This is a genomic window from Alteromonas sp. MmMcT2-5 (genome assembly GCF_022348315.1).
Lineage (GTDB): Bacteria > Pseudomonadota > Gammaproteobacteria > Enterobacterales > Alteromonadaceae > Alteromonas > Alteromonas macleodii.
This window is the reverse complement of the sequence record NZ_JAKRFB010000013.1, coordinates 39,875-62,583: the sequence shown is the minus strand read 5'-3', so window position 1 is coordinate 62,583 and position 22,709 is coordinate 39,875. Positions and strand designations below refer to the sequence as shown.

General features: G+C 43.1%; 21 protein-coding genes. 11 read left to right on the top strand and 10 right to left on the bottom strand.

Annotation, left to right across the window (positions count from 1 at the left end; genetic code table 11):
- Positions 1-43: 43 nt before the first annotated feature.
- On the bottom strand, positions 44-607 hold the full coding sequence (locus MHN09_RS08005; RefSeq protein ID WP_039230097.1) for a DUF924 family protein: 564 nt from the start codon (positions 605-607) through the stop codon (positions 44-46).
- 200 nt (positions 608-807) lie between these two features.
- Positions 808-1,641 (bottom strand): MurR/RpiR family transcriptional regulator, encoded by an 834-nt coding sequence (locus MHN09_RS08000; protein ID WP_239240083.1) that lies wholly within the window; start codon positions 1,639-1,641, stop codon positions 808-810.
- 426 nt (positions 1,642-2,067) lie between these two features.
- Here MHN09_RS08000 and MHN09_RS07995 point away from each other — a divergent pair, with 426 nt between their 5' ends.
- Together MHN09_RS07995 and MHN09_RS07990 are read left to right on the top strand one after the other, a co-directional pair.
- Positions 2,068-2,694, top strand: coding sequence for a CPBP family intramembrane glutamic endopeptidase (locus MHN09_RS07995; protein WP_101564128.1), 627 nt, complete (start codon positions 2,068-2,070; stop codon positions 2,692-2,694).
- 47 nt (positions 2,695-2,741) lie between these two features.
- Positions 2,742-3,992 (top strand): mechanosensitive ion channel family protein, encoded by a 1,251-nt coding sequence (locus MHN09_RS07990; RefSeq protein ID WP_239240081.1) that lies wholly within the window; start codon positions 2,742-2,744, stop codon positions 3,990-3,992.
- Positions 3,993-4,145: 153 nt separating this feature from the next.
- Here the strand turns inward: MHN09_RS07990 and MHN09_RS07985 are convergent, their stop codons facing one another.
- From MHN09_RS07985 to MHN09_RS07975, 3 genes are all read right to left on the bottom strand, one after another.
- The gene (locus MHN09_RS07985; RefSeq protein ID WP_239240079.1) at positions 4,146-5,327 is read right to left on the bottom strand and encodes a DUF3080 family protein; all 1,182 of its coding nucleotides are present in this window, start codon (positions 5,325-5,327) and stop codon (positions 4,146-4,148) included.
- A complete protein-coding gene (locus MHN09_RS07980) occupies positions 5,324-6,073 on the bottom strand; it encodes a pteridine reductase (RefSeq protein ID WP_239240077.1) in 750 nt (249 codons plus the stop codon). Before MHN09_RS07980 ends, MHN09_RS07985 begins: the two co-directional genes overlap by 4 nt.
- Before the next feature lie 122 nt (positions 6,074-6,195).
- On the bottom strand, positions 6,196-7,080 hold the full coding sequence (locus MHN09_RS07975; RefSeq protein WP_049588848.1) for a fructosamine kinase family protein: 885 nt from the start codon (positions 7,078-7,080) through the stop codon (positions 6,196-6,198).
- Between the two features lie 447 nt (positions 7,081-7,527).
- On the opposite strand from MHN09_RS07975, the gene thrS reads away from it, so the two are divergent.
- The 4 genes from thrS to rplT all read left to right on the top strand — a co-directional run bounded on the left by thrS (position 7,528) and on the right by rplT (position 10,786).
- Entirely contained in the window at positions 7,528-9,444 is a 1,917-nt protein-coding gene (gene thrS / locus MHN09_RS07970) for a threonine--tRNA ligase (RefSeq protein ID WP_239240074.1), read from the top strand.
- Positions 9,445-9,555: 111 nt separating this feature from the next.
- The gene (gene infC / locus MHN09_RS07965) at positions 9,556-10,095 is read left to right on the top strand and encodes a translation initiation factor IF-3 (protein WP_071814473.1); all 540 of its coding nucleotides are present in this window, start codon (positions 9,556-9,558) and stop codon (positions 10,093-10,095) included.
- A gap of 118 nt (positions 10,096-10,213) precedes the next feature.
- A complete protein-coding gene (gene rpmI / locus MHN09_RS07960) occupies positions 10,214-10,411 on the top strand; it encodes a 50S ribosomal protein L35 (RefSeq protein ID WP_012518091.1) in 198 nt (65 codons plus the stop codon).
- Positions 10,412-10,429: 18 nt separating this feature from the next.
- Positions 10,430-10,786: a 50S ribosomal protein L20 gene (gene rplT, locus MHN09_RS07955; protein ID WP_012518092.1), complete on the top strand. Its 357-nt coding sequence runs from the start codon at positions 10,430-10,432 to the stop codon at positions 10,784-10,786.
- A gap of 292 nt (positions 10,787-11,078) precedes the next feature.
- Here rplT and MHN09_RS07950 read toward each other — a convergent pair whose 3' ends face one another.
- Together MHN09_RS07950 and MHN09_RS07945 are read right to left on the bottom strand one after the other, a co-directional pair.
- Positions 11,079-12,488 (bottom strand): mannose-1-phosphate guanylyltransferase/mannose-6-phosphate isomerase, encoded by a 1,410-nt coding sequence (locus tag MHN09_RS07950; RefSeq protein WP_239240072.1) that lies wholly within the window; start codon positions 12,486-12,488, stop codon positions 11,079-11,081.
- A gap of 33 nt (positions 12,489-12,521) precedes the next feature.
- Complete coding sequence (locus tag MHN09_RS07945; protein ID WP_014949101.1) at positions 12,522-13,976, bottom strand: undecaprenyl-phosphate glucose phosphotransferase; 1,455 nt, start codon at positions 13,974-13,976, stop codon at positions 12,522-12,524.
- A gap of 683 nt (positions 13,977-14,659) precedes the next feature.
- On the opposite strand from MHN09_RS07945, the gene MHN09_RS07940 reads away from it, so the two are divergent.
- The 5 genes from MHN09_RS07940 to MHN09_RS07920 are packed head-to-tail and all read left to right on the top strand — an operon-like array spanning position 14,660 to position 20,156.
- The gene (locus MHN09_RS07940) at positions 14,660-15,865 is read left to right on the top strand and encodes an outer membrane beta-barrel protein (protein ID WP_168533432.1); all 1,206 of its coding nucleotides are present in this window, start codon (positions 14,660-14,662) and stop codon (positions 15,863-15,865) included.
- 8 nt (positions 15,866-15,873) lie between these two features.
- Positions 15,874-16,410, top strand: a complete 537-nt coding sequence (locus MHN09_RS07935; RefSeq protein WP_168533460.1) for a polysaccharide biosynthesis/export family protein — start codon at positions 15,874-15,876, stop codon at positions 16,408-16,410.
- Between the two features lie 24 nt (positions 16,411-16,434).
- Complete coding sequence (locus MHN09_RS07930) at positions 16,435-18,651, top strand: polysaccharide biosynthesis tyrosine autokinase (protein WP_239240069.1); 2,217 nt, start codon at positions 16,435-16,437, stop codon at positions 18,649-18,651.
- A 9-nt stretch (positions 18,652-18,660) separates the two neighbouring features.
- A complete protein-coding gene (locus MHN09_RS07925; RefSeq protein ID WP_044583741.1) occupies positions 18,661-19,392 on the top strand; it encodes a CpsB/CapC family capsule biosynthesis tyrosine phosphatase in 732 nt (243 codons plus the stop codon).
- Positions 19,392-20,156 (top strand): VpsP family polysaccharide biosynthesis protein, encoded by a 765-nt coding sequence (locus MHN09_RS07920; protein ID WP_239240066.1) that lies wholly within the window; start codon positions 19,392-19,394, stop codon positions 20,154-20,156. The genes MHN09_RS07925 and MHN09_RS07920 overlap by 1 nt, the downstream gene beginning before the upstream one ends.
- Positions 20,157-20,168: 12 nt before the next feature.
- On the opposite strand, the gene MHN09_RS07915 is transcribed toward MHN09_RS07920, so the two are convergent.
- Genes MHN09_RS07915 through MHN09_RS07905 form a run of 3 tightly spaced genes read right to left on the bottom strand, consistent with a single transcriptional unit; the run spans position 20,169 to position 22,656 of the window.
- Positions 20,169-20,579, bottom strand: a complete 411-nt coding sequence (locus MHN09_RS07915) for a hypothetical protein (protein WP_014976227.1) — start codon at positions 20,577-20,579, stop codon at positions 20,169-20,171.
- A gap of 50 nt (positions 20,580-20,629) precedes the next feature.
- Positions 20,630-22,039, bottom strand: coding sequence for an O-antigen ligase family protein (locus MHN09_RS07910; RefSeq protein WP_239240063.1), 1,410 nt, complete (start codon positions 22,037-22,039; stop codon positions 20,630-20,632).
- Positions 22,040-22,086: 47 nt separating this feature from the next.
- Positions 22,087-22,656, bottom strand: a complete 570-nt coding sequence (locus tag MHN09_RS07905; RefSeq protein WP_239240061.1) for a hypothetical protein — start codon at positions 22,654-22,656, stop codon at positions 22,087-22,089.
- Between the last annotated feature and the right edge of the window lie 53 nt (positions 22,657-22,709).

Genomic DNA, 22,709 nt, shown 5'->3' with positions numbered 1-22,709 from the left:
TTGGTAAAGCGCTGAGTAAATTGATAAAAAACTAGATAAGTTGCTAGAAACCTTGGGGGTTTTGCTTCAGGTATGCAACTTCTTCTGGTGTCGACTCGCGCCCTAAAATTCGGTTGCGGTGGGGGTAGCGGCCAAACATTTCAATTATCTGTTGATGGCGCTTTTCAAAGGTGAATTCTCTTTCAAGGCCTTCTTGTGAAAATAGTTCCAATGCGACGTCGTGGATTGCGAGTGATTCACTATGCATAAACGGCATATACAGAAACGCGCGCTGCTGCGGTGTTAGTACCTTATCGGCTTCAACACTTACCGCTTCTTGCGCAAGAACCAAAGCAATGCTGTCTGCACTGAATGCATCTTTGTCATTGCGATGAATATTTCGCGAGAATTGATCGAGAAGAATTATTTCGGCAAGACGACCGGTAGCCGTCGCTCGCCAAGGCCACAACTCGCCCTTTATGGCTGCTGCACGCAATTTTGAAAATCGCGAAGTGATCGTTTTATCTAGTGCTGCATCTTCCTTAAACCATTGCTCTGGGGAGAGTTCTCCAAACCAAAAGTCTAGCACACCGTTAGCTTCTTCCATGACTACTTGCGTTTTATCCATATCAACTCCAACCACACGCTTTTAGCAGTGAAATTAAATTAACAGGTACGTTTTTATGCATTAAAACCCAAAATAAGCGTTGTGAATTAATACTTATACCCATTTTTAAGCGCTTTAGTTCCCTTTACGCTTGCAAAATAACAATTCTCTGCTACCCGCTCTCTTTATAGTATTGCTTAAAAAGTGTTCTGTGGGAAGGGTTAACGCTTTGGACTTTCTAGCTCATCCATTTGAATGTAGATGTCAGTAATAGCGTCGACGCGGTCTGCGGCTTGGCTTCCTAATAATTCGTAGGTAAGGTTACACAGTGATGCAACTAGGCTCATTGGAGCCGCGTAACTATCAAATGGCGAGTCACTGCCAATGTGGGTAACCAGCAGGTGGTCGACATCGTGACGATATCCTTGGCCCGTTGGGTCGGTAATTAATACGGTTTTACAGTGTTTAATGCTATTTAAAACAAACTTGAATTGACGGGTTCTACGACGAAAACCAAAAAGTACGACAAGATCATTTTCGGTTAGGTCGATAATATCTTCACTAAGTGTTTGACCGGGCTGAGGAAGCACACGGACCGACGCACGAATTTGTTTGAGCTGCTGCCTAAAATGAAGTGCAATGGGGTAGGCGTTTCTAAAACCAATCAAGGTGACCTGGCCTGCTGATGCCAGCAATTTAGCAATATCTGTCAACGCCTCTGAGGAAGTGCTATCAAATGTATTGGCCAAATTCTTACTATCATTCTCATGCTGAAGTACACCACTTGAAGGGCTTACAACAGGCACGCCTTGCTCACGTAGCTGAACAAGCGCCTCTTTAGCTTGCTGATGCGAGTCAAAACCCAGCTGGCGAAAGAAGCGACTGACTGTGGCCTTTGACGTCCCCGTTTTTTCTGCAATTAAAGACGTAGATTGACTTAATACTGCGATAGGATTCTGCTGAATATAATGCGCAATAGCCTTGCCCGAAGGGGACAAGGAGGCATAGTGGTTTTCAATTTGCTGTAAAACGTCGCTAGGGCTATTTTTTGTCATTGGTATCGCCTTATACATCTTATGCAATTATTTCACGACTTTTGTGCGATATACAAACACTACCTGAATTCAACGCGTTCACGTACTTCAAAATAGGTTTTTCGAAGCCGATTATTGAAGTAGAACACTATAATGAGCGTTGTTGCTTATTACTAAAAAACGCTTATAAGTTTCCACTGCTCTTAAAAAACCTTATCTATATAGAGAGTTACGAATGCACAGTAAAGCATAGGGCTAAAGTAGCACTTAATTAACCACTCATGCTTTGCAAATTGGCACTACACTTTCATAGACATAAACCGTAAAAATTCACAAAAGTGTCATCGGTTGGTAATTATCTTGTTGGTTTAGCATCGATTCTAGTTAGTAAAAACGTTTGGGGAATCGATCAGCGAACCTAGCATGATCGAGAGAAAGAGGTGAGTTGTGGCAAAGCTGTGGTCTGAATTGATCTTGCTCTTTGTGGTGATTCCCTTTGCCGTTCTCTACTGGATAAAGCATTTTGCAAATTATCTCATGCCTATTTTAGGTGTTATGGGACTTTGTTGCTTAGCTATCTTGTTAGCAGATAAGCAATTTAAACGCATTAAATTGTGGCATTGGGAAGACTATCGAACGCATTTAAAAAGTACGCTAAGGTTATTTTTGCCTTGGGCGAGCTTACTGGCGCTGGTAGTTTACTTTTTTAAACCGGAATTGTTCCTACATTGGCCTATGAACCAGCCATGGATGTGGATAGCTACATTATTGATTTATCCGTTAGTGTCGGTCATCCCGCAAGAGATCATTTTTCGAACGTACTTTTTTCACCGTTACAAGCGAATACTGCCTTCGAAATATGCAAGGTGGGCCTTAAGTACTTTTTTATTTGGTTTAGCCCACTTAGTGTACGGTAACTGGATTGCTGTAGTCATTTCTTGGATTGGCGGTGGCATTTTCGGTTATAGGTATATGCAAACTAACTCGACGCCCGTGGTGGTTATAGAACACGCTATATGGGGCAGTTTTTTATTTACCATCGGGCTGGGATCTTATTTAGTTATCGCGTCGTAGTTATTTATATTAAAAACCGAAACACATGAACGCCAAGGAGTGAGGTGATGTTCAGTGCGCAACAAATATTACAACCCTCTATTTTAAATAAGCGAGCGGGGCTTTCTTTCTCGCAAACCGACAGCGAACCTTTTATACAAACTTTGCTTCAACAAAGTGACGAAGGTGGCGCAATAAGCAGTTTATCAAGTGCACAGTCGTTACTCTCTCAGCTTTGGGAGAACTTTGTTTATCGTTTACCGGGGTTGGCGCTAGGTTTAGTTATCATGGCGGCGTTTATCCTTTTAGCGCCACATATTGCCAAGGTTTTAGTTAAACCGTTAACCCGTACGACCACATCTCCACTGCTGCGCTCAGTCATTCAAAGAAGTGTCAGTTTAGTCTTAATTTTACTCGGTATTTATCTATTTTTGTTCTTAGCTGGGCTCACTGGGTTTGCAATCGCGGTGGTGAGTGGTACAGGTGTGGTGGGGCTTATTCTTGGTTTCGCCTTTCGCGACATCGCCGAGAACTTTATTTCAAGCCTACTGCTTACTATTCAACGCCCCTTTAGAATAGGGGATATCGTACAAATCAACGATTTCACCGGCATCATTCAGAAAGTAACGGCACGTGCGACCACGCTGGTGGATTTTGACGGCAACCATATTCAAATACCTAACGCGACTATTTACAAAGGGGTAATCAAAAACCTTACGGCCAACCCGCTAATGCGTGGGCAGTTTGTTATTGGCGTGGGTTACGATGCTGATATACAACACGCACAGCAGATGGCGCAAGAAATTACGTCAGCACAAGACAACGTGTTAATCGACCCTGAACCGCAAATTCTTATCGACGAACTAGGCCCCTCGACCTACAACATCAAGGTTTATTTTTGGGTGGATGTAGAGAAAACGAGTGTACTAAAAATGGCATCGGTGCTGATGCGTAAAATCACCCAAGCCTTCTTAGAGGCGAATATCAGTATGCCTGATGATGCGAGAGAGCGCATTTTCCCTGAGGGTATGCATATTTACCACGCTTCCGAGAAATACGTTTCAAGCGCTCGTCCTTCTGAAAATGAAGCAAATGAGTTAAGTGAAATAACTACAGGCCAAAAGAACGTAAAAAGCTTGGATAGCGAAAAGAATAGTGGAGCCACAGAAAATCGAAACGAAAGGTCAAGTGCAAAAGGGGCTGGAAATGCGCGCCCACAAGAATCGAAAATTAATGATGATGTGTCTTCCGAAGCCCATGAGATACGAGAGCAGGCTCGGAATTCGAGAGACCCAGAAGCAGGAGAAAATATTCTTTAACATTTGTTATGTGAAGGATTATTGAAATGGGTGATTTGCCCTCTTTTCAAATCTAGAAAGGAACCGAACATATTGAACGTGCTACAGCAAAGCTGGCCAGAGGTGAGGAGATGTTCAGCAAAAGCTGGGCTGGTGGATTTGCTCGTCGCGCTATTAAACAGGCGCGACGGGCGATAGATTACATCTACCAAGGAATCCTTGCCATAAGTTGACATGCGCTTTCATGGCGCTGCTGTATTGATTGAATCCGTCTTGTGACTGCTGCCTGATGTAGCGTTTGAATTCCTCGTGCAGCGACGGCTGCGCAAGCCAGTCTTCCCATAATGGCGCTAGTTTGTAATGGTATTGATTTACCAAACTTCCTACAGGTTGTATTTCCTCAATAAAGAAAAGATAGAATACATTACGCAATATTTTTGCTTTGTCGCTGGCGCGGCCTTCTGGGCAGCTTACCGCATCAAGCTGGGTTTCAAGCAGATTTGTAAGTAATGAGAGGTTTTGCGTTAAGGTTTGTTGTGTATGCCAAAGTGTAGCGGGTAACCTGGCTGAACGTATAATTTTTAACTGTTGTTCAAGCTCGCTGCTCTCAATAATACTCTCACTATTATTTTCATTCGTAGCCTCTGTTTCTGTATCGCTCGATGCTGTATTGGAAGAATACATATCGCTCAAGAGCAATCCTTTGTTACTTAAGCTGTTGATGTAATAAAGCGCGTTTACGCTAGAAAGTGCGTCTTTATTATTTTCAACTGAGAAAAGACGTTCAGGTGTATTAAGCGCCAGACGCAATTCTTGGCTCCCTTGGACTAGATTTGCCCACGTTTTACTGTAGTTTTGTGTTTTTTGTTCACGCCACGATGCGATGGTTGCTGCCAGTGTCGCGTTTCTCTGGTTAGACTCGTTTTCTTTCGTGAGCGCTGCTTCACAGCTTTTGAGTACATTAAGCAGCTTGCTCTCATAAACAAGCCGCTGTGATGGAAGCTGACTTTTTCCTAGCGACGTATTGCGTTCGGCAACCACTGTGCCTAACTCACAATCTTGCAGCGCATAAAACTCACGCAGGTTTATATTCACGCCCTCAATAGCGTGTTTAAGCGTGGCGGAGTCTGCAAGTTTGGGAAGCGGGGTGGTAATCTTATCGTTAAACGAATCGGGGAGGGGCGTATCGAGTACACGCGAGAGTCGTGCGGCGTAATCGTCAATGCTTTGCTTTACGGTACTTCCGCCAAAACAGCCTAGCAAAGCAAACAAGGCAACGCTGATGACACCAGCGCGGCAAGCGTTTCTTAGTTGTGAAACTTTTGGGGGCCATGATTTCACTTGGGAAATATTCACGCGGAGGCACCAGTATGAAGTCCGCGCCCGCCATCGACATAAATGATTTGTCCAGTGATGTAAGGGGCCGATGCCAAGAACGACAATGTTTTAGCAATGTCATTTGGTGTACCTAGTTCACCCAGTGGAATACTCGATATCAGTTTATCTTTTTCGTCCTCGTCCATGTCCCGTTCTGGCCACAAAATTGCCCCTGGCGCAATACCATTTACGCGAACGTTGGGGGCTAAGTCTATAGCTAACGATTGGGTTAGTGAGGCAAGACCGGATTTAGCAATGAGGTAAACACTGTGTTTGGGGAGTGGACGGTCGATATGCATGTCGACCATATTGATAATGCAGCCTTTACTTACCGCTAATGCGGGTGCCAATGCTTGTGACAAAAACAATGGTCCCTTCACGTTACTGCCTATCAGAGATACCCAGTCGTCTTCTGAAATTTCGCCCACCGGAGTGGGGTAAAAACTAGAAGCATTATTTACTAAAACGTTTATCTGACCCCAAATGCCTAATGCTCGCTGCCCAAGTGCACTTACTTCGTCTGAATTACAAAGGTTGGCTTGGAGACAGGTAGCAGAGTCCTCCCGCTGACTATTTAGCTTTTCAGCCAGTGCAAGTGCCTCGTCTTTAGAATGCCCATAATGGATAATAACGCGATAGCCTTCGCTATGAAGCTGACACGCCATGGCGGCGCCAATTCGCTTTGCTGCCCCGGTTATGAGTGCTACAGGGCCTGAGTTTGTCATAATAAAAGCTACTCTCTATTTTAAATCGACTTATATCTATTTACAGTTTGCGGTGCTTTCTTTCCTAATCCGCAGGTAAAAAGGCTGATGGGCAACAAATGCAAGCGAATTTGTTTGTTACATTAACGCTTGTAAATGTCGTCTAATATTTGTTTTGCTTGCGCTATGTAGTGCGCGCCAAATAATAACCCGTGATTTAAAATATGGTAAAGCTGGTAAATTGGTTTTCTTAAGCGGTAATTTTTTTCGATTGGGGTGTGTTGATGGTAACCCTCAAAGAATGATTGGGGAAAGCCACCAAACAATTCAGCCATGGCAAGGTCGGTTTCGGCGTCCCCAACGTACACCGCTGGGTCGAATAAGACTGGCCCTTTCTTGTTAAATCCCGCGTTACCCGCCCATAAATCGCCATGAAGTAGTGAAGGATGAGGTTGATGTAAGCTCAAGAGGTGTCTTACTCGAGTAACAATATCGTCTATATTGCCATCTTCGCTTTTCCATGTACCAATTGATGCCAAGCGTTCTAGCATGCTACCAATCCGTTTTTCTGCAAAAAAGTCAGCCCAAGAAGCCATTCTTCCATTTGTTTGTACACTGGCACCAATGTAATTGTCATGCGGCCATCCATAGCTGGTGTAGGCGTTAACCGCATGAAATGCAGCGAGTTGCTGCCCTAAAATGAAATAGTCATTTTCAGAAGGTTCAATAAATCGAACGTGAGAAAGTACCAAATATTCCATATTAGGCGTTTCATTGGCTGTAATTCCATGGCAAATGACTCGCGGGGTAGCAATGGTTTGCGTGTTAGCGATGGCCGCTAGTCCTTCGGCTTCATGAGATAATTGCTGAGTATCATCATATTTGCGGGTTTTAACAAAGTAGCGATGGGTCGTATCTTTTATGATGTAACTTTCGTGTGTATCTCCGCCACTTACTCGTTCGGCTTTATGGCAGCTAAAAAACTGCTGGGTTTCATCTGAAATATGCTCGCTGATAAAATGCCACATATTGCACGCTCTGCTTGTTTTAATGCTTTTTTCAAGGCGATTGGAGTGTTGAGTGACTACTTTCCTATGGCACACTAGAACACCAGCGAAGAGCTAGTCCAGCAACCTTTATCGCCTTACACTAAAGTATGGGATAAAAATGGTGAAATGCATAAATTTCTACTCAAAATCTTCCTAAACGAAATCAAACCTTCACAAATTAGCCAATAAAGGCTTTTCGATATTGAAGTTGAACCAACACTGGTTATAATCCACCACTTGCTTTAATACTGAGAAAACTCAGTAAGTTCGAGGCGTATACAGTTTTGCAGTACCAATGCGCTGTATTTTTATGCTGTACTTTAGTCGCTTCAAATAAAGCAAGTTTCGAGTGCTATAAAGCACGATTAAATTTTCAAAAATATGCATGTGGCGCAGAGTAGGCGTCACCACTGTAAAGGAATTAAAATGCCTGTAATTACCCTTCCTGATGGAAGCCAACGCGCTTTCGATAACGCTGTTTCTGTACTAGATGTTGCAAATGATATTGGCCCTGGTTTAGCCAAAGCAACCATTGCAGGAAAAGTAAACGGTGAGTTAGTCGACGCCGTTGATATGATTGACGCGGACGCACAACTTCAAATAATCACTGCAAAAGACGATGAAGGTTTAGAAATTCTTCGTCACAGTTGCGCGCACTTGTTAGGTCACGCTATCAAACAACTTTGGCCTAACACCAAAATGGCTATCGGCCCTGTTATCGACAACGGTTTCTACTACGATGTTGATATGGAAGAAAGCCTAACCCAGGAAGATTTAGCCAAACTAGAAAAGCGTATGCTTGAACTGGCTAAAACCAATTACGACGTGGTTAAGAACAAAGTTAGCTGGCAAGAAGCACGCGATGCATTTGAAGCGCGCGGTGAAAGCTACAAGATGGAAATTCTTGATGAGAACATCAGCAAGGACGACCGCCCCGCGCTGTATCACCACGAAGAATACACAGATATGTGTCGTGGCCCTCACGTGCCAAATATGAAGTTCTGCCATCACTTCAAACTGATGAAAGTGGCAGGTGCTTACTGGCGTGGCGATAGCGACAACAAAATGCTTCAGCGTATTTACGGTACTGCGTGGGCAGATAAGAAGCAGCTTAAATCTTACCTACAGCGCTTAGAAGAAGCTGAAAAGCGCGACCACCGTAAAATTGGTAAAGCACTTAACCTTTTCCATTGGCAAGAAGAAGCGCCGGGTATGGTGTTTTGGCACAACGACGGTTGGTCAATTTACACCGAGCTAGAAAGCTATGTGCGTAAGAAGCTTCGTGAATACGATTATGACGAAGTTAAAGGCCCATTAATGATGGACCGCTCGCTTTGGGAAAAATCAGGTCACTGGGACAAGTACGCTGAAAACATGTTTACGACTGAATCTGAAAAGCGTGAATATGCCGTTAAGCCAATGAACTGCCCAGGCCACGTACAAATTTTCAACCAAGGTTTGAAATCGTACCGCGACCTGCCTCTTCGTATGGCTGAGTTTGGCTGCTGTCACCGTAATGAACCATCGGGCGCACTACACGGCTTAATGCGAGTTCGTGGCTTTACGCAAGACGATGCTCACATTTTCTGTACTGAAGAACAGATCCTAGAAGAGGTGAGTGGCTGTATTAAGATGGTGTACGAGACATACGCTGCGTTTGGTTTCGAAAATATCAAAGTTAAGCTGTCTACTCGCCCAGAAAAGCGCGTAGGTGCTGAGGAGATTTGGGATAAATCAGAAGCTGCGCTTGCAGATGCACTTAAAGCTAATGACATCGAGTTCGATTATCAGCCTGGAGAAGGTGCGTTCTACGGGCCGAAAATTGAGTTTACACTGCACGATTGCTTAGACCGTGCATGGCAGTGCGGAACCGTACAGCTAGATTTCTCAATGCCAGGTCGCTTGGGCTCTACTTATGTAGCAGAAGATGGCGAACGCAAAGTGCCGGTTATGATTCACCGCGCTATTTTGGGTTCACTAGAACGCTTCATTGGAATATTGACCGAAGAATTTGCAGGTTTCTTCCCACTCTGGTTGGCACCTCAGCAGGTTGTGGTAATGAATATTACCGACAAACAAGCTGAATATGCCTCAGATTGTGTAAAAAAACTGCAAGAATTAGGTTTTAGAGCAAAGTCTGACTTGCGAAATGAGAAGATCGGCTTTAAAATCCGCGAGCACACTTTGAAGCGTATTCCGTATATGCTAGTTGTAGGCGATAAAGAAATGGAAGCGGGCGAAGTAGCAGTACGCTCTCGTCGCGGTGACGACCTAGGCAAAATGCGCCTGGAAGACTTTATTGCCATGGCTCAACAAGAAGTTGTTGAAAAGACGATTAAGTAGTTGAGCAAATTGTGTATAATACACAATTAAGGTGTCTGCTTTTGGTTTTACTTTGGGTCAACCGACCTCCCAAAAGCAGACAAAAGAATTAAATGTTTGGAGGAATAGCACATTAAAGGCGCTAACAACAAGGCTCAGGGCGACAAAGCCCGCATTAACGATGAGATTAAAGCCAGAGAAGTAAGATTAATTGGCAAAGACGGTGAACAGGTTGGTGTGGTTTCTCTAGCAGAAGCTACTCGTAACGCAGAAGAAGCGGGCCTAGATCTAGTAGAAATCAGTCCGAATGCCGAGCCGCCAGTCTGTAAAGTTATGGACTATGGCAAATTCCTCTTCGAAAAAAGTAAAGCTCAAAAAGAGCAGAAGAAAAAACAGAAGCAAATTCAGGTCAAGGAGATTAAATTTCGCCCTGGCACTGATGAAGGCGATTACCAGGTCAAACTGCGCAACCTGCGTCGCTTTCTTGAAGGTGGTGATAAAGCCAAAGTTACGATCCGCTTCCGCGGTCGTGAAATGGCGCACCAAGACATCGGTATCGATCTACTAAACCGCGTTAAAACCGATTTAGAAGATATCGCTACATGCGAGTCTTTCCCACGTCGTGTGGAAGGCCGTCAGATGATCATGGTGCTAGCCCCAAATAAGAAGTAGTAACGGTCTAAAGTTTTAAGGAATCTGCACCCTTAAACACCTTGCTGCTAAACATTAACCGGTATGAAGTGACTGCAACACGAAAAATACCGATATTAAACAATGCGGAGTTTTAGCAATGCCTAAAATGAAAACTGTAAGCGGTGCCGCCAAACGTTTTAAGAAAACGGGTTCTGGCCGCTTTAAAAGCAAACAGTCTCACTTACGTCACATTCTGACTAAGAAGAGCTCTAAGCGTAAACGTCACCTTCGTGGCAAAAAACTGGTTCATGACTCTGATACCAAATTGGTTCAGCGCATGTTGCCTTACGTATAAGACTTAGGAGACTGATTAATGGCTAGAGTAAAACGCGGCACTATCGCACGTGCTCGTCACAAAAAAGTCCTCAAGCAGGCAAAAGGTTATTACGGCGCACGTTCACGTGTATATCGCGTAGCGGTACAAGCTGTAACTAAAGCTGGTCAATATGCTTACCGTGACCGTCGTCAGCGCAAGCGTCAATTCCGTCAACTATGGATTGCACGTATCAACGCTGCTGCTCGTCAAAATGGTATGTCATACAGCCGTTTCATTAACGGTTTGAAGAAAGCGTCTGTTGAAATCGATCGTAAGATCCTTGCCGACATCGCAGTACATGACAAAGCAGCTTTCAGCGCACTAGTCGAAGCGGCTAAAGGCGCATTAGCTTAATTATTAACTAATTAAGTTTAAGTTCTTTCGGAAAAAGGCGAGCAGGATGCTCGCCTTTTTTCGTTTTTGGGGTTCAGACTTTGTTTTAAACTTGTTTAGTCCATTGTTTAACAACGTCCTTCTAATATCCACTTGTTGAGTATCTTTAGAAAAGGCGCGCCTTCTCTAGCTTTACTCTAGTTTTTCATGCTCAAAGAACAAAAGAGAAGAGGGGCTTTTACATGTGGAATTTTAAACACAATAAAGCAGAGCCAAAGCTCTGCTTATATTCGCTAACTTAGTACTAGTGCTATTACTTTTTCTCTACACGCCCATAGCGGTCTGAAAACCTTACGATGTCATCTTCGCCGAGGTATGCACCCGATTGCACCTCTATAAGCTCTAGAGGGATTTTTCCGGGATTTTCCAAGGCATGTACTGCTCCAATCGGGATATAAACAGATTCGTTTTCTGTTACTAATTGAGTGTTGTCATCAATAGTCACATTGGCACTGCCCGATACTACAATCCAATGCTCAGCGCGGTGGTGGTGCATTTGCACAGATAGTTTTTCACCAGGTTTTACCGTAATACGTTTAACTTGAAAGCGTGCACCGCTGTCAATTGAATCGTAGCTACCCCACGGACGGAAAACTTCGCGATGGAATTCGAACTCAGGGCGTTTGTCAGCTTTTAGTCTGTTGACCACGGCCTTAATGCTTTGAGCGTCATCTTTATGTGCGACCATAACGGCATCTTTGGTTTCGACAACAATAACGTCTTCTAAGCCAATGACAGATACTAATCGCTGTTCTGCGTTCACGTAACTATTTTTAGTATTTTCTAAAATCGTATCGCCTACACAAACGTTGCCGTTGTCATCTTTATCGGCAGTTTCCCAAAGCGATGTCCAACTGCCTACATCGCTCCACCCTGCATCTAATGGCACCATTGCAGCGCTGTCAGTTTTTTCCATCACTGCATAGTCAATAGAGTCGTCAGGACACGTAGCAAAAATTTCAGAGTCAACACGAATAAAGTCTAAATCAGGTGCTTCAGTTTCAATTGCGCGACGGCAAATCTCTAGCATCTCGGGGTGATACTTACCTAATTCTTCAATATAACGGCTGGCTTTAAACATAAACATGCCGCTATTCCAGAAAAAATCACCTGACTCAACGTACTGTTTTGCTGTTTCAAGTTCTGGCTTTTCGACAAACTCAGCTACCTCAAATCCAACATTCAGTACATTTCCAGCCTTGATGTAGCCATAGCCGGTGTGGGGCTGGTCTGGAACTATACCAAAAGTTACAAGCTTTCCTTCGTTTGCTAATGCTTCTGCTTTAGTAATGGCACTATGAAATGCGTTTTGGTCTTTAATTAAATGATCCGCAGCGAGGACAAGAAGAACAGGGTCATTCTCATTTTTTGTGGCATGTAATGCCGCAAGCGCTATTGCTGGTGCAGTATTTCGCCCAACGGGCTCTAATAAAATACCATCATGTTCTATATTTTTTTTACGAAGCTGCTCAGCAACTAAAAATCGATGCGCATCGTTACATATAAATACAGGAGGCTCCGCATTGGTTCCTTTAAGTCGAGTAATTGTATCTTGAAGCATCGTGCTGTTGGATGTAAGCGACAAAAACTGTTTTGGAAGAGCGGCGCGAGACTTTGGCCAAAGGCGGCTACCAGTGCCGCCAGCCAATACAACAGGTTTCATATGATGATGTCCTTTTCTTGATTTGGTGTACTTCTAATATGCGTTTTTGTTAATGAATCCATTAAATACAGTCATGAATACAATTTTAATATCGAACCAAATAGACCAGCGGTGTATATAGTCTAAATCGTACTCTACACGCTGTACCATCTTGTTCGTGGTTTCCGTTTCACCGCGCAAACCATTTACTTGTGCCCAACCTGTAATACCAGGCTTAACTTTATGCCGCAGCATGTAACCTGTGATGATCTTACGATATTCCTCATTGTGAGCAACCGCGTGCGGGCGAGGGCCTACAATTGACATGCGACCCTGCAGAACATTGATAAACTGAGGTAGTTCATCTAACGATGTGCGCCTTAAGAAACCACCTATTTTGGTTAAACGCGCGTCGTTTTTCGTTGCTTGCTTAACAACTGCTCCGTTGTCTTGCGTAGTCATAGACCGGAATTTGTAAACCGTAATTTGTTTACCATCTAATCCGTAACGCTTTTGTTTGAAAATGACTGGCCCTTTAGATGTGAGCTTAACTGCGGCCGCAATTGCTAACATGGGAACGGATATCAACATTAAAATCAGACTGCTTAATACAACATCTTCAAACCGCTTCAATACGTCACTGGCGCCTTGGAAAGGGGTGTCATATACACTTAGTGCCTGTACATTACCCACGGTTTGCCAGCGAGCGTTAAGCAAGTTGTACATAAAGAAGTTCGGAATTACATAAACGTTAGCGGTGGTATCGCTGCACTGTTCAAGAATTGCACGAATGCGATTTTCTGCACTCATTGGCAATGCTATGTAGATGTAATCAACTTCGTTGCGCTTGGCCATTTCTATGGCTTCTTCAATGTTGCCGAGCACAGCGCCCTGCATCTCATGAGGGAGACGTTCTGCTTCACGATCATCATAAATACCGTTAAAGCGAATACCTAAATGTTCGTTCTGTTGTATCTGAAGAGCAACATTCGCACCTAAATGAGTAGCGCCAATGATAATTGAACGGCGTGTGTTCAAGCCACTTTTGCGAATGCGGAAGAGGAACTTGCGCATAATAAAGCGCCACAGAATCAAAACGACAAACGAAGATGCAAACCAAAGCAATATTGCAGGTGGGGGCGTTTTTATTTCTTGAACGAAAAAGTACCCCATTGACATGGTACCGAGAACGCTCAATGTCCATGTGATTGCAGCCGCTCTTAGCATTTCAGGCGTTCTGTGCCCACGCCACGACCGATATAACTCAACGCCTTCGGCAGAAATTTGAAAGCAAATAACGTTTACAAAAAGAAGAATTAAGCTGGTGGTATCTATCTGGGTACCGTAATACGCTGCTGCTGAATAATACAAAATCGTTACCAGCGAAAGATCGATGAGTCTGTAAATGGTTGAAAAACCGCTTTGGTTCCTGACTACCAAACCACCATTAGTATTAGACTCAACCGGGTGAGCTTTAAGTGCTTTGTTAGATTCTACTCTATTGTCCATTTAAGTAATCTCTAAGTGAAAAAGTGAAGCCTGTAGCCAAAGCTAACGACAACAAAAACAAGCTAAGCCATGATTTAAGAAGAATAGCGAAGACAACTTATGGAAGTTAGGCAAATACTGTGCCCACTTTTAAGCGCGTAAGATGAATAATCACAACGTGCTGATTATATTCGCGTTGAATTTTTTCACGTCTAACGCTTAAGTGCTCTAGCAACAGCGTATTATATGGATATTGTAATTTTATTACAAAAACAAAGTTCATTCCGTACTAATTTGGTGCAAAATGAGTAGAATACGGCGCTAGCGCTTTTCATGAACAATATAAATAAGATAGCATATACCGCATTTGCAGCCTTGGACATATAGATGCAACAATACCTAGGTATAAGTTGCAGTACTTTGTTAACTGACTGTTGAGTCAAACAATATAGAGCAAATTGACTTTTGCTCTAATGTGTTCGCTAGTAATGTTCACAGCCTAGTAAAGCAAAAGCGGCACGCCTATTGCTCGACATTGATTATCCATGAACTATTAAGGCATTCACCTTGTTTAGTTTGTAAGAATTACACATATTCCGGCTGTTTCGCGGTTTATAGCGTTTACGTAAGGATGTATTTGAAAGCGCTATATCGAAATAATGCACCGTTTTAATACACCCAAGCCATCGTAGGAAGGAAATAACATGTTAAAAAGGACCAAAAGCATAATAGCTCTGTCGGTAATTAGCGCCACACCGACTCTATTTGCCCAAGAGGCTGGTCGAATTCAAGCTGGGCAATTTGATTTGATCCCTTCATTTACGTCTTCGATGGCGTATGTTGACAACGTGGCTTATGCGCGAGATGACGATCCTGAAATTTATAGTTGGCGAGCGACTATTTCTCCAGAGTTAATTGCTGCTACACAGATTGACGGCAATCCGTTCCAAGTAGGCTATCGTTTAGAAAGAGGTGTATTTTTTTCAAGCAGCGCTGATGACTATACAGACCATTTTATTGAAGCATCAGGAGAATATGAGCTAAATAGTAGGCATAGAGTTAATGCTATTGCCCAATACGAAGATGGACATGAAGAGCGTGGTACCGGCTTTTCTTTAGGTCTAGGTACAGCTATCACAACACCTGACCGTTACAAAAGCACTTCTCTTGGCGGTGAGTATTCCTACGGTGCTGTTACATCAGATGGAGTAATAACGCTAAAAGCAAACCGTGAGACGTTAGATTATGAGCGAAGTGAACAAGCCTATTTGATTAGAGATCGGGTAAAAAACAAAGTCGGCGCTGAATTGGGTTATCGTATTGGCTCTGCGACAACAGCACTACTCGATGTAACGCAAACGTTTGTGAGGTATGACAACCAGACGGGTATTACAACTAGAGATAGTGATGAAACTCGGGTTTTACTTGGTGTTAGATGGGAGTCTACAGCAGCGACTACTGGCTTTGCAAAAGTGGGTTATAAAGAAAAAGATTTCGAGGCTGCTTCGCGAAGTACTTTCTATGGTACTGATTGGGAAGTCGGTATAGAGTGGCGGCCTATTTCATATTCTACATTCCGATTTTCTACGAACGCAGACACTAGGGAAACCAACGGAGAAGGTAATTTCATAAGAGGTAGAGATTATACTGCGGCGTGGAATCACGAGTGGCTAAGCCGGTTAAGCTCTTCAATTAGTCTAACGCGTGAAACAAACGAGTACATTCTTGATGAAGATGACATTGAAAATAGGGATGATGAGTTGATGCGTTATATGGCGTCATTAAACTACCAGGCTCGTAGGTACCTCTCATTTTCTCTATTCTATCAACTGGTAGATCGTGATAGTAATCGTGATTCCATTGGTTATGATCGCAATGTTGTAGGAATTTCCGCAGAGGTTACGTTGTGAAGCAACATTTGATGATTAAAACAGTATTTTTATTTTTAATTTTCGTTACTAACTCTGCCTTCGCTCAGGAAGGAAACTTGAGCATGAGTCAGTATCAACTTGGATCTGGTGACAGAATAAAAATCAGTGTTTTTGGCCAAGATGATCTTTCGATGGAAGTACGTCTACCTGACGTCGGTACAATTAATTATCCATTCTTAGGGGAAATTAAATTGGTTGGCTTAACTGCCGATGAAGTCGAAAAGAAAATTTATGATGGCTTGCTAGGGGATTATTTGGTTAACCCTTCTGTCTCAGTAGCTATCGTTGAATACAGGCCCTTCTTTATTGATGGTGAAGTGAAAAGGCCGGGCGGCTATCCATATCAACCAGGCCTTTCTGTTAATAAAGCGGCTGCATTAGCCGGCGGTTACACAGAGCGAGCGGCCCGCGACAAAATTACCATAATTCGTGAAAAGGACGGCAGAACAAACGAATTCACCGTAACCGTGAGCGATATGATTCAGCCTGGTGATATTATCACCATCAATCAGCGTTTCTTCTAAATTACGTAGCGTGCAGGAAATAAAATGGCAGTAAATGGCAGGGAAGAGTTCAATGCTGGTGTGTTTGAAAATGAGACCATCGACGTTGCTCATTATTTGGGAATTATTAAGCGTTACGCATTTCGAATTGTATCATTAGCAATTGCATTTACGATCTTAGTTGCATTGTTAGTCATGCGTATGACGCCCATGTTCACTTCTACTACAACTATTTTGGTAGAGGCAGAAAAGGCGAATGTTGTTTCAATAGAAGAAGTATATGGTCTTGATACAAAGCGAAAGGACTATATGCAAACGCAATTTGAAATACTGCAATCCCGTCAAATTGCAGAACGCACGGTTGAAAGCTTATCGCTTTATAACAACGAAGAGTTTATGCCAGTTGATGAGGGCCCTAGTCTATTCGATGAACTCAAAGCTAGGGTAGTCGAAGCTTTACCGTTTCTTCCACAGGAAGAGCCTAAAGATTTAACTGAAGAGCAAATTTTAGCGGCTAAAAAGCGCAAAGCTACTTCACTCTTAATGAGCGCACTTACCGTTGAAATGGTCGATAATACGCAAGTAATGAGAATAACCATTACTACTGAATCACCCACACTTTCAGCGGAACTGGCTAACGCAGTCGCAGACGTCTACATTGAAAACTATCTGCAGGCTAAGCTTGATATGACTGCGAAAGCAACGTCTTTTCTTACAGATAGCTTGGAAGGCTTAAAGCAAAAGCTTACCGTGGCTGAACGCAATCTTGCTAAGTTTTACGAACAAAATCAAGTTGTTAATATAGATGGTGTAGTAGGCTTAGCGGCCGATGAACTAGAGCAGCTGAGCAAGCAATTACTCGATGCGCAAACTGCACTTAAGCTGAATGCTGTTATCTATAGACAAACGCGTAACGATGTATCGTTAGAAGACATAGCGCGTCTTCCTGAAGTGCTGAATCACCCAACCATCAGAGATGTTCGACGTGACGAAGCAAAGGCGATGACGCGCGTGAGCGAACTGAGTAAAGTTTATGGCCCGAAGCACCCTAGAATGATTGCTGCGAATGCAGAGCTTTCTTCTATCCGGGAAACACTGAGTAGTCAGATTAGAGATTTGATAACGAGTATTACAACGCAATACGAAGTGTCGGAAGACCGCGTTGCACAGCTAGAGCAAGAAGTCGCGCAAGCGAAAGCTGAGTTCCGTTCACTGTCAGCGTTAGATAACCAGCGGCGAGCTCTGCAACGTGAAGTTGATATTAATCAGCAGCTTTACAACTCTTTCTTTACTCGTTTGAAGGAAACCGATGAGCTGGGCGGCTTTGAGTCAGCAAATGCGCGAGTGCTCGACGCGGCGTTACCCAAATATACGCCTTCAGAACCTAACAAAAAGCTGTTAATAGGTGCCGCTTTTGTTTTTAGTATGGGCTTTGGCGTTTTCTTGGCTATTGCCATGGAAACCCTAAACAGTGGAATTCGCTCGGTAGAAGATGTTGAGCGTAAGCTTGGACAGCGTATGTTGGGTCTTATCCCATGGCTTCCACACAAGAAGAAGACTGACTTACCAATTCGTTCTTTCTTTGATGGTAAAAAGCATCAATTTGCAGAGTCGGTTCGTACCCTGCGAACTAGCCTATCTTTATTAAATTTAGATAAAGAGCAGCAGGCCATAATGATCACATCGAGCGTGCCAAAAGAAGGTAAAACTACTGTTTCGATTAATTTAGCGTTTGCCTTGGGGCAGCTGGATAAAACCATACTGATTGATGCCGACTTACGTCGCCCTAGCGTTGGCAAGCAATTTGGCATTCCAAATTACCAGCCCGGTGTTGCGAACTTAATCTTAAAATCACATACTTTTGATGAATGCTTAGTGCAGGATGAAGAATCTAAGATAGATATATTATCCGCAGGAACTATCCCATCAAATCCACAAGAATTGCTAGCTGACAAAGGCTTCGGCGAACTTATCGCCCAGCTCAAGACCCAGTACAAATACGTTGTTGTTGATACTGCACCAACTCAAGCTGTTAGTGACTCTATGGTTATTGCAAACTCATGTGATTCTGTAATATACGTAGTTCGTGCAGACAGTACCAGTGAGAAGTTAATAAATAATGGTTTGTCTCGATTCCTTCAAGTTGGTCATCGTCTTGATGGGGTAGTGCTAAATCAAGTAGACTTACGTAAATCTGGTGCAGCACAAAGGTATGCTGGATTCTACGACCAATACGGTTATACGAGTCATAAAGACAGCTAACAGTAATTATTGATAGATATACATAGCCATATATTGCCTGGCATCGACGACGGTGCCAGGTCTTTAGATATCGCCTTAGAAATGGCACAGCAAGCTGTTGACTGTGGCGTAAGTCACATGGTTTGCACGCCACATATCCATAAAGGCTACTTCGACAATTCTCATAGTACAATAAAGCCTGTATTTGACGAGTTTGTGAAAGCTGTCAAAACAGCGGCGATTCCCCTAACACTTTCTTATGCAGCTGAAGTGAGAGTGAATGAGCTTATTCCCGTTTGGTTCAAACAAGGGGAGCTACCATTCATCGGTGAATTAAGCGATAAAAAAATACTTCTGCTTGAAATGCCTCATAGCCATGTTCCCCAGGGGCTTGAGACCCTAGTTAAATGGTTATTAAGAAATAACGTTCAACCTCTTATAGCGCATCCAGAACGAAATCGGGAGTTGTTAGCAGAGCCAACTAAATTTAGCTGGCTTCAGCGACAAGGGTGTTTGTTTCAAGTTACCGCTGGCGCTTTGACGGGGCGATTTGGAGACAACGTAGCACAATTTGCAATAAGTTTAATGCAGCGAAAAGCATTTCATGTCGTTGCCTCTGATACCCATGATTTAGTACGGCGGCCTAATGACATGAGAGATGCGTTTGACGTTGTCGCCGCCTTCGATAGGGTCTTCGCTCAAGACGTTTTCATTAACAAGCCTGGTGAAATAATAGGTAAAGCACTTAGGCACGGTGTTTAATGAAGGCGTTTAATCTCGCTAGCCACTACAACCAACAAACTTTTAGTACTTCGCTCAAATGGATCGTAGCGCTTATGGCGTTATGGAGTTTAGTGTGGAGTGTGCAGCTTTTTATTGCGGGTAATGCGTACTATAGCGTAAAGAATAACATTGATATGTGGCAGCAAAGGCCTGAGCGTGCAACTACAGAGAAGATAGAGCGAGCTCTAAATAAAATAGAAACAGCGCTTAGTTATTTCCCGAAAAACGCACTCTACTATCAAGTACAAGGGCAATTATATGAATGGAAAGCATATAGTGTGGGTGACGCCGGCGTGTCGAGCGACACTCAAACAGCAGCTTTTGATTCGAAGAGAAATTTATACCAAGCCTTTACCGCCTACGAAAAGAGTCTAGAGCTAAGACCGAATTGGAGCGGCAGTTGGATAGGGCTAGCGTCAGTTAAGTGGAAACAGAGAGAATTAGATAGTGCATTCTATGATTATGTAACGCGTGCCGTTGATGTGGGAGCACAAGATGCCATAGTGCACAAATTTATCGTAGAATATGGGTTAGACATGTTTGCCGCACGCTCAGTGCATTACGTAAAAGTGAAAGATCTATTAAAGCGCCATTTAGATTTGGGAATTCAAAATCCACTTAGCAGAAACTTTGTTTTAGAAGCTATCCAAAAGCATAGCGCAGAGGAAGTAGTGTGTCGTTGGTTGAATACTTCGAGTTACCCTGTCAAAAAGCGTATACCTAATTGCGTGACATACGACTAAAAACGACCGAAATTAACTTTTTCCTTTCAACCAGTCCCAAAGCCCCAGTGAAAATCCTTCGAAAAGGTTTATTCCTAACCAACTTTTGAGGATATAAAGAAGTACCAAACCAAGTATTAACGATACGCAGAAAAAAAGCGCAACAGTTGCTGCCATAGCAATTCTGCCAATTCTACTTTCAGTTCTGGATAAATCTCGTTTATCTGTTCCAGCTAACAGTACGAAATAATAGCGGCTGCGTAGGAGGCTAATGGTGCCCCGAACATCCACTTTATGATTACCCCAACGTCTTCCCGCAAGCGCGGTATTTAAATGAGATAATTGTTCATCAGAGAATGAGTCAGCTACTTTTTTCGGCATACGCTCAAGCATGTGTTGAACGTTGGGCTCTTCTCTAACGGGGCGTTTAATTTTTAAAACCACACTGCGTCCTTTTACGATAAAACGATCGAGAAAAAATTGAGTTAAGCAGTTTATCTATGTGATTGCCTTCCCATAGAAATATCTCTGCTTAGCGCTCCTAATGCTAAAAGAACAATAAATATAGCCGTATTTGCTGGTGCTTGTAGAGGGAAATCCACACTGCTGTGCAAAGCCATGCCGATAGTTGCCATAATACTTGCAAAAGCGGTGCCTCTGGGTAAAGGGTGGCGTCTATTTCGAACGGCGCTAAGAGCATTTTTAGTACACAACAGCACTAGCAGAGCAAGAACAAAGGCACCTACGACACCAAACTCAATGCTAAATTGAAGATATTCGTTGTGTGCGTGATCGTAAAAGTGCTGAATACTTTCACTCTGAAATTGAGGGTAAACGGTGTAAAAAGTTCCACCTCCGGTACCTATTAGTCCGTATTCACCTAATAGGGGGAGTGCGTCTGTTATTACTTCATCTCTGCTTTCTTGTGCGAAGTTCGTTTGCTCTAAGCGCTGTTGCACTTGCTTGAGGCCAAAAAGACTACTGACTAACAAAATATCGATAATCAGCATGCTGATAAACAAAGTGATATAGCTTTTTTGACGGGGCTTAAAGTAAATCAAGCCGAGCGTGGCTGTAATTGTCATGGCTATAAAAAAAGCGCTATTACCCATTCGAGAACGGGACATGACTAACGCAATCACCATTATAATTATGCCTATTCTAAATAGTACTTTGTTACTTAGCCAAAACTTCACCAGCCTTCGCAGCCTTTCTCGTTTAGTGGTGGTGTTGTCTTGATGCAAACTCGCTATCAAATACCCGATTGCGGCACTCAAACAGAGCATTAGAAAATTTGCGTAATGATTCTTGTAAATATAGCTGCCAGTCGCGATGTGCGAAACCGGCTGTTTGAACACCAGGCTGTACTTAATACCTGAAAGTACTTCTAGTGCGCCGTAGATAGCTTGAAATATGCCAGCTGCGCTAATGACTATAAGGGTGTATCGTAAACGCTTAGCTGAATTGATAAGGGTTAATGCGATGAAAAATAGAAAACAATAGGCAAGAGATTTGAAGAACGTTACGTCGCTCTGGCCTACATCAAAACTCAAAGATAGCCACTTTGAAGTGACGTTCTCTTGGTTACCCCATTGCTCACTTAAGAGGTAGCTTACACGTTCAGGTCTTATTGCCTCGACCAGCGCAAAGGGTAGAGGAACAATATTGATAAGCTGCCAAGCAAGAAAAATAACCCAAAGAATAATGAATGTTCGATATTTTGTGTAGAGTTGATGAAGTAGAGAAGTGTTTAGCAGAACCAAGGTGCCGCCAATTGAAAACAGCGACATTTGCATCAGCGCCCACGCCCACGGGCGGTTCGCGCCCAACGACAGAGGAAGCCAGAACAAAGTGAATAAAAGAAAACCGAAAAGAAACTTTTCGGTTTTCAGAACATTAACCATAAACAACTACAACAAAAATAGTTAAAGTTTAAGCAGTTACGTTTTGGTTAGTTGGCAGAAATTGTTGTATCACCACCACCTGCACCCGCTGCCCCAGTACCGACACCAAGCGGAGAAAACGTATTGCCCGTTCCACCTGCTGCAGTAGCTGTTAATGTGCTTGGATCTACACCAGCATTAATAACTGCTAGCAGTGCATCGTCTTCACTAATTACCTGCATTTGAAGAGCGATATTGTAGATCTCGCTGGCACTCTCAGGAAACATTAAAACAGTAATCGTTATGATTTGAGATACTTGATCTGGAAACTGTGTAAATCCAGCGATGGCTAATTCGAACCCTGTGGCATTTTCGTTAAGTAAACCTACTAAAGATTCAAATGAATCTTGGTTGTCAGATAAATACGCAGTGCCTGCAGCATCGAAGTAAAGACCTTCATTGATTACAGTCTGACTAACTTGATTTGCGGCGTCTTGTATATTCGCTCCGTTATCAAGTTCATTAACAAGTAACGTTCTTACTTGAGTGCCCGGTGCGCTATTTTCTTGCGCTGAAGAAACAGGCGTTAGCACAACCAGTGCAATCAAAAGTAGAGATAAAATAACGTTGCTACGCATTGCTTATCCTTTTAAATAAAACGTCGGGTCAGCGTCTTGTCAACACCATTAGT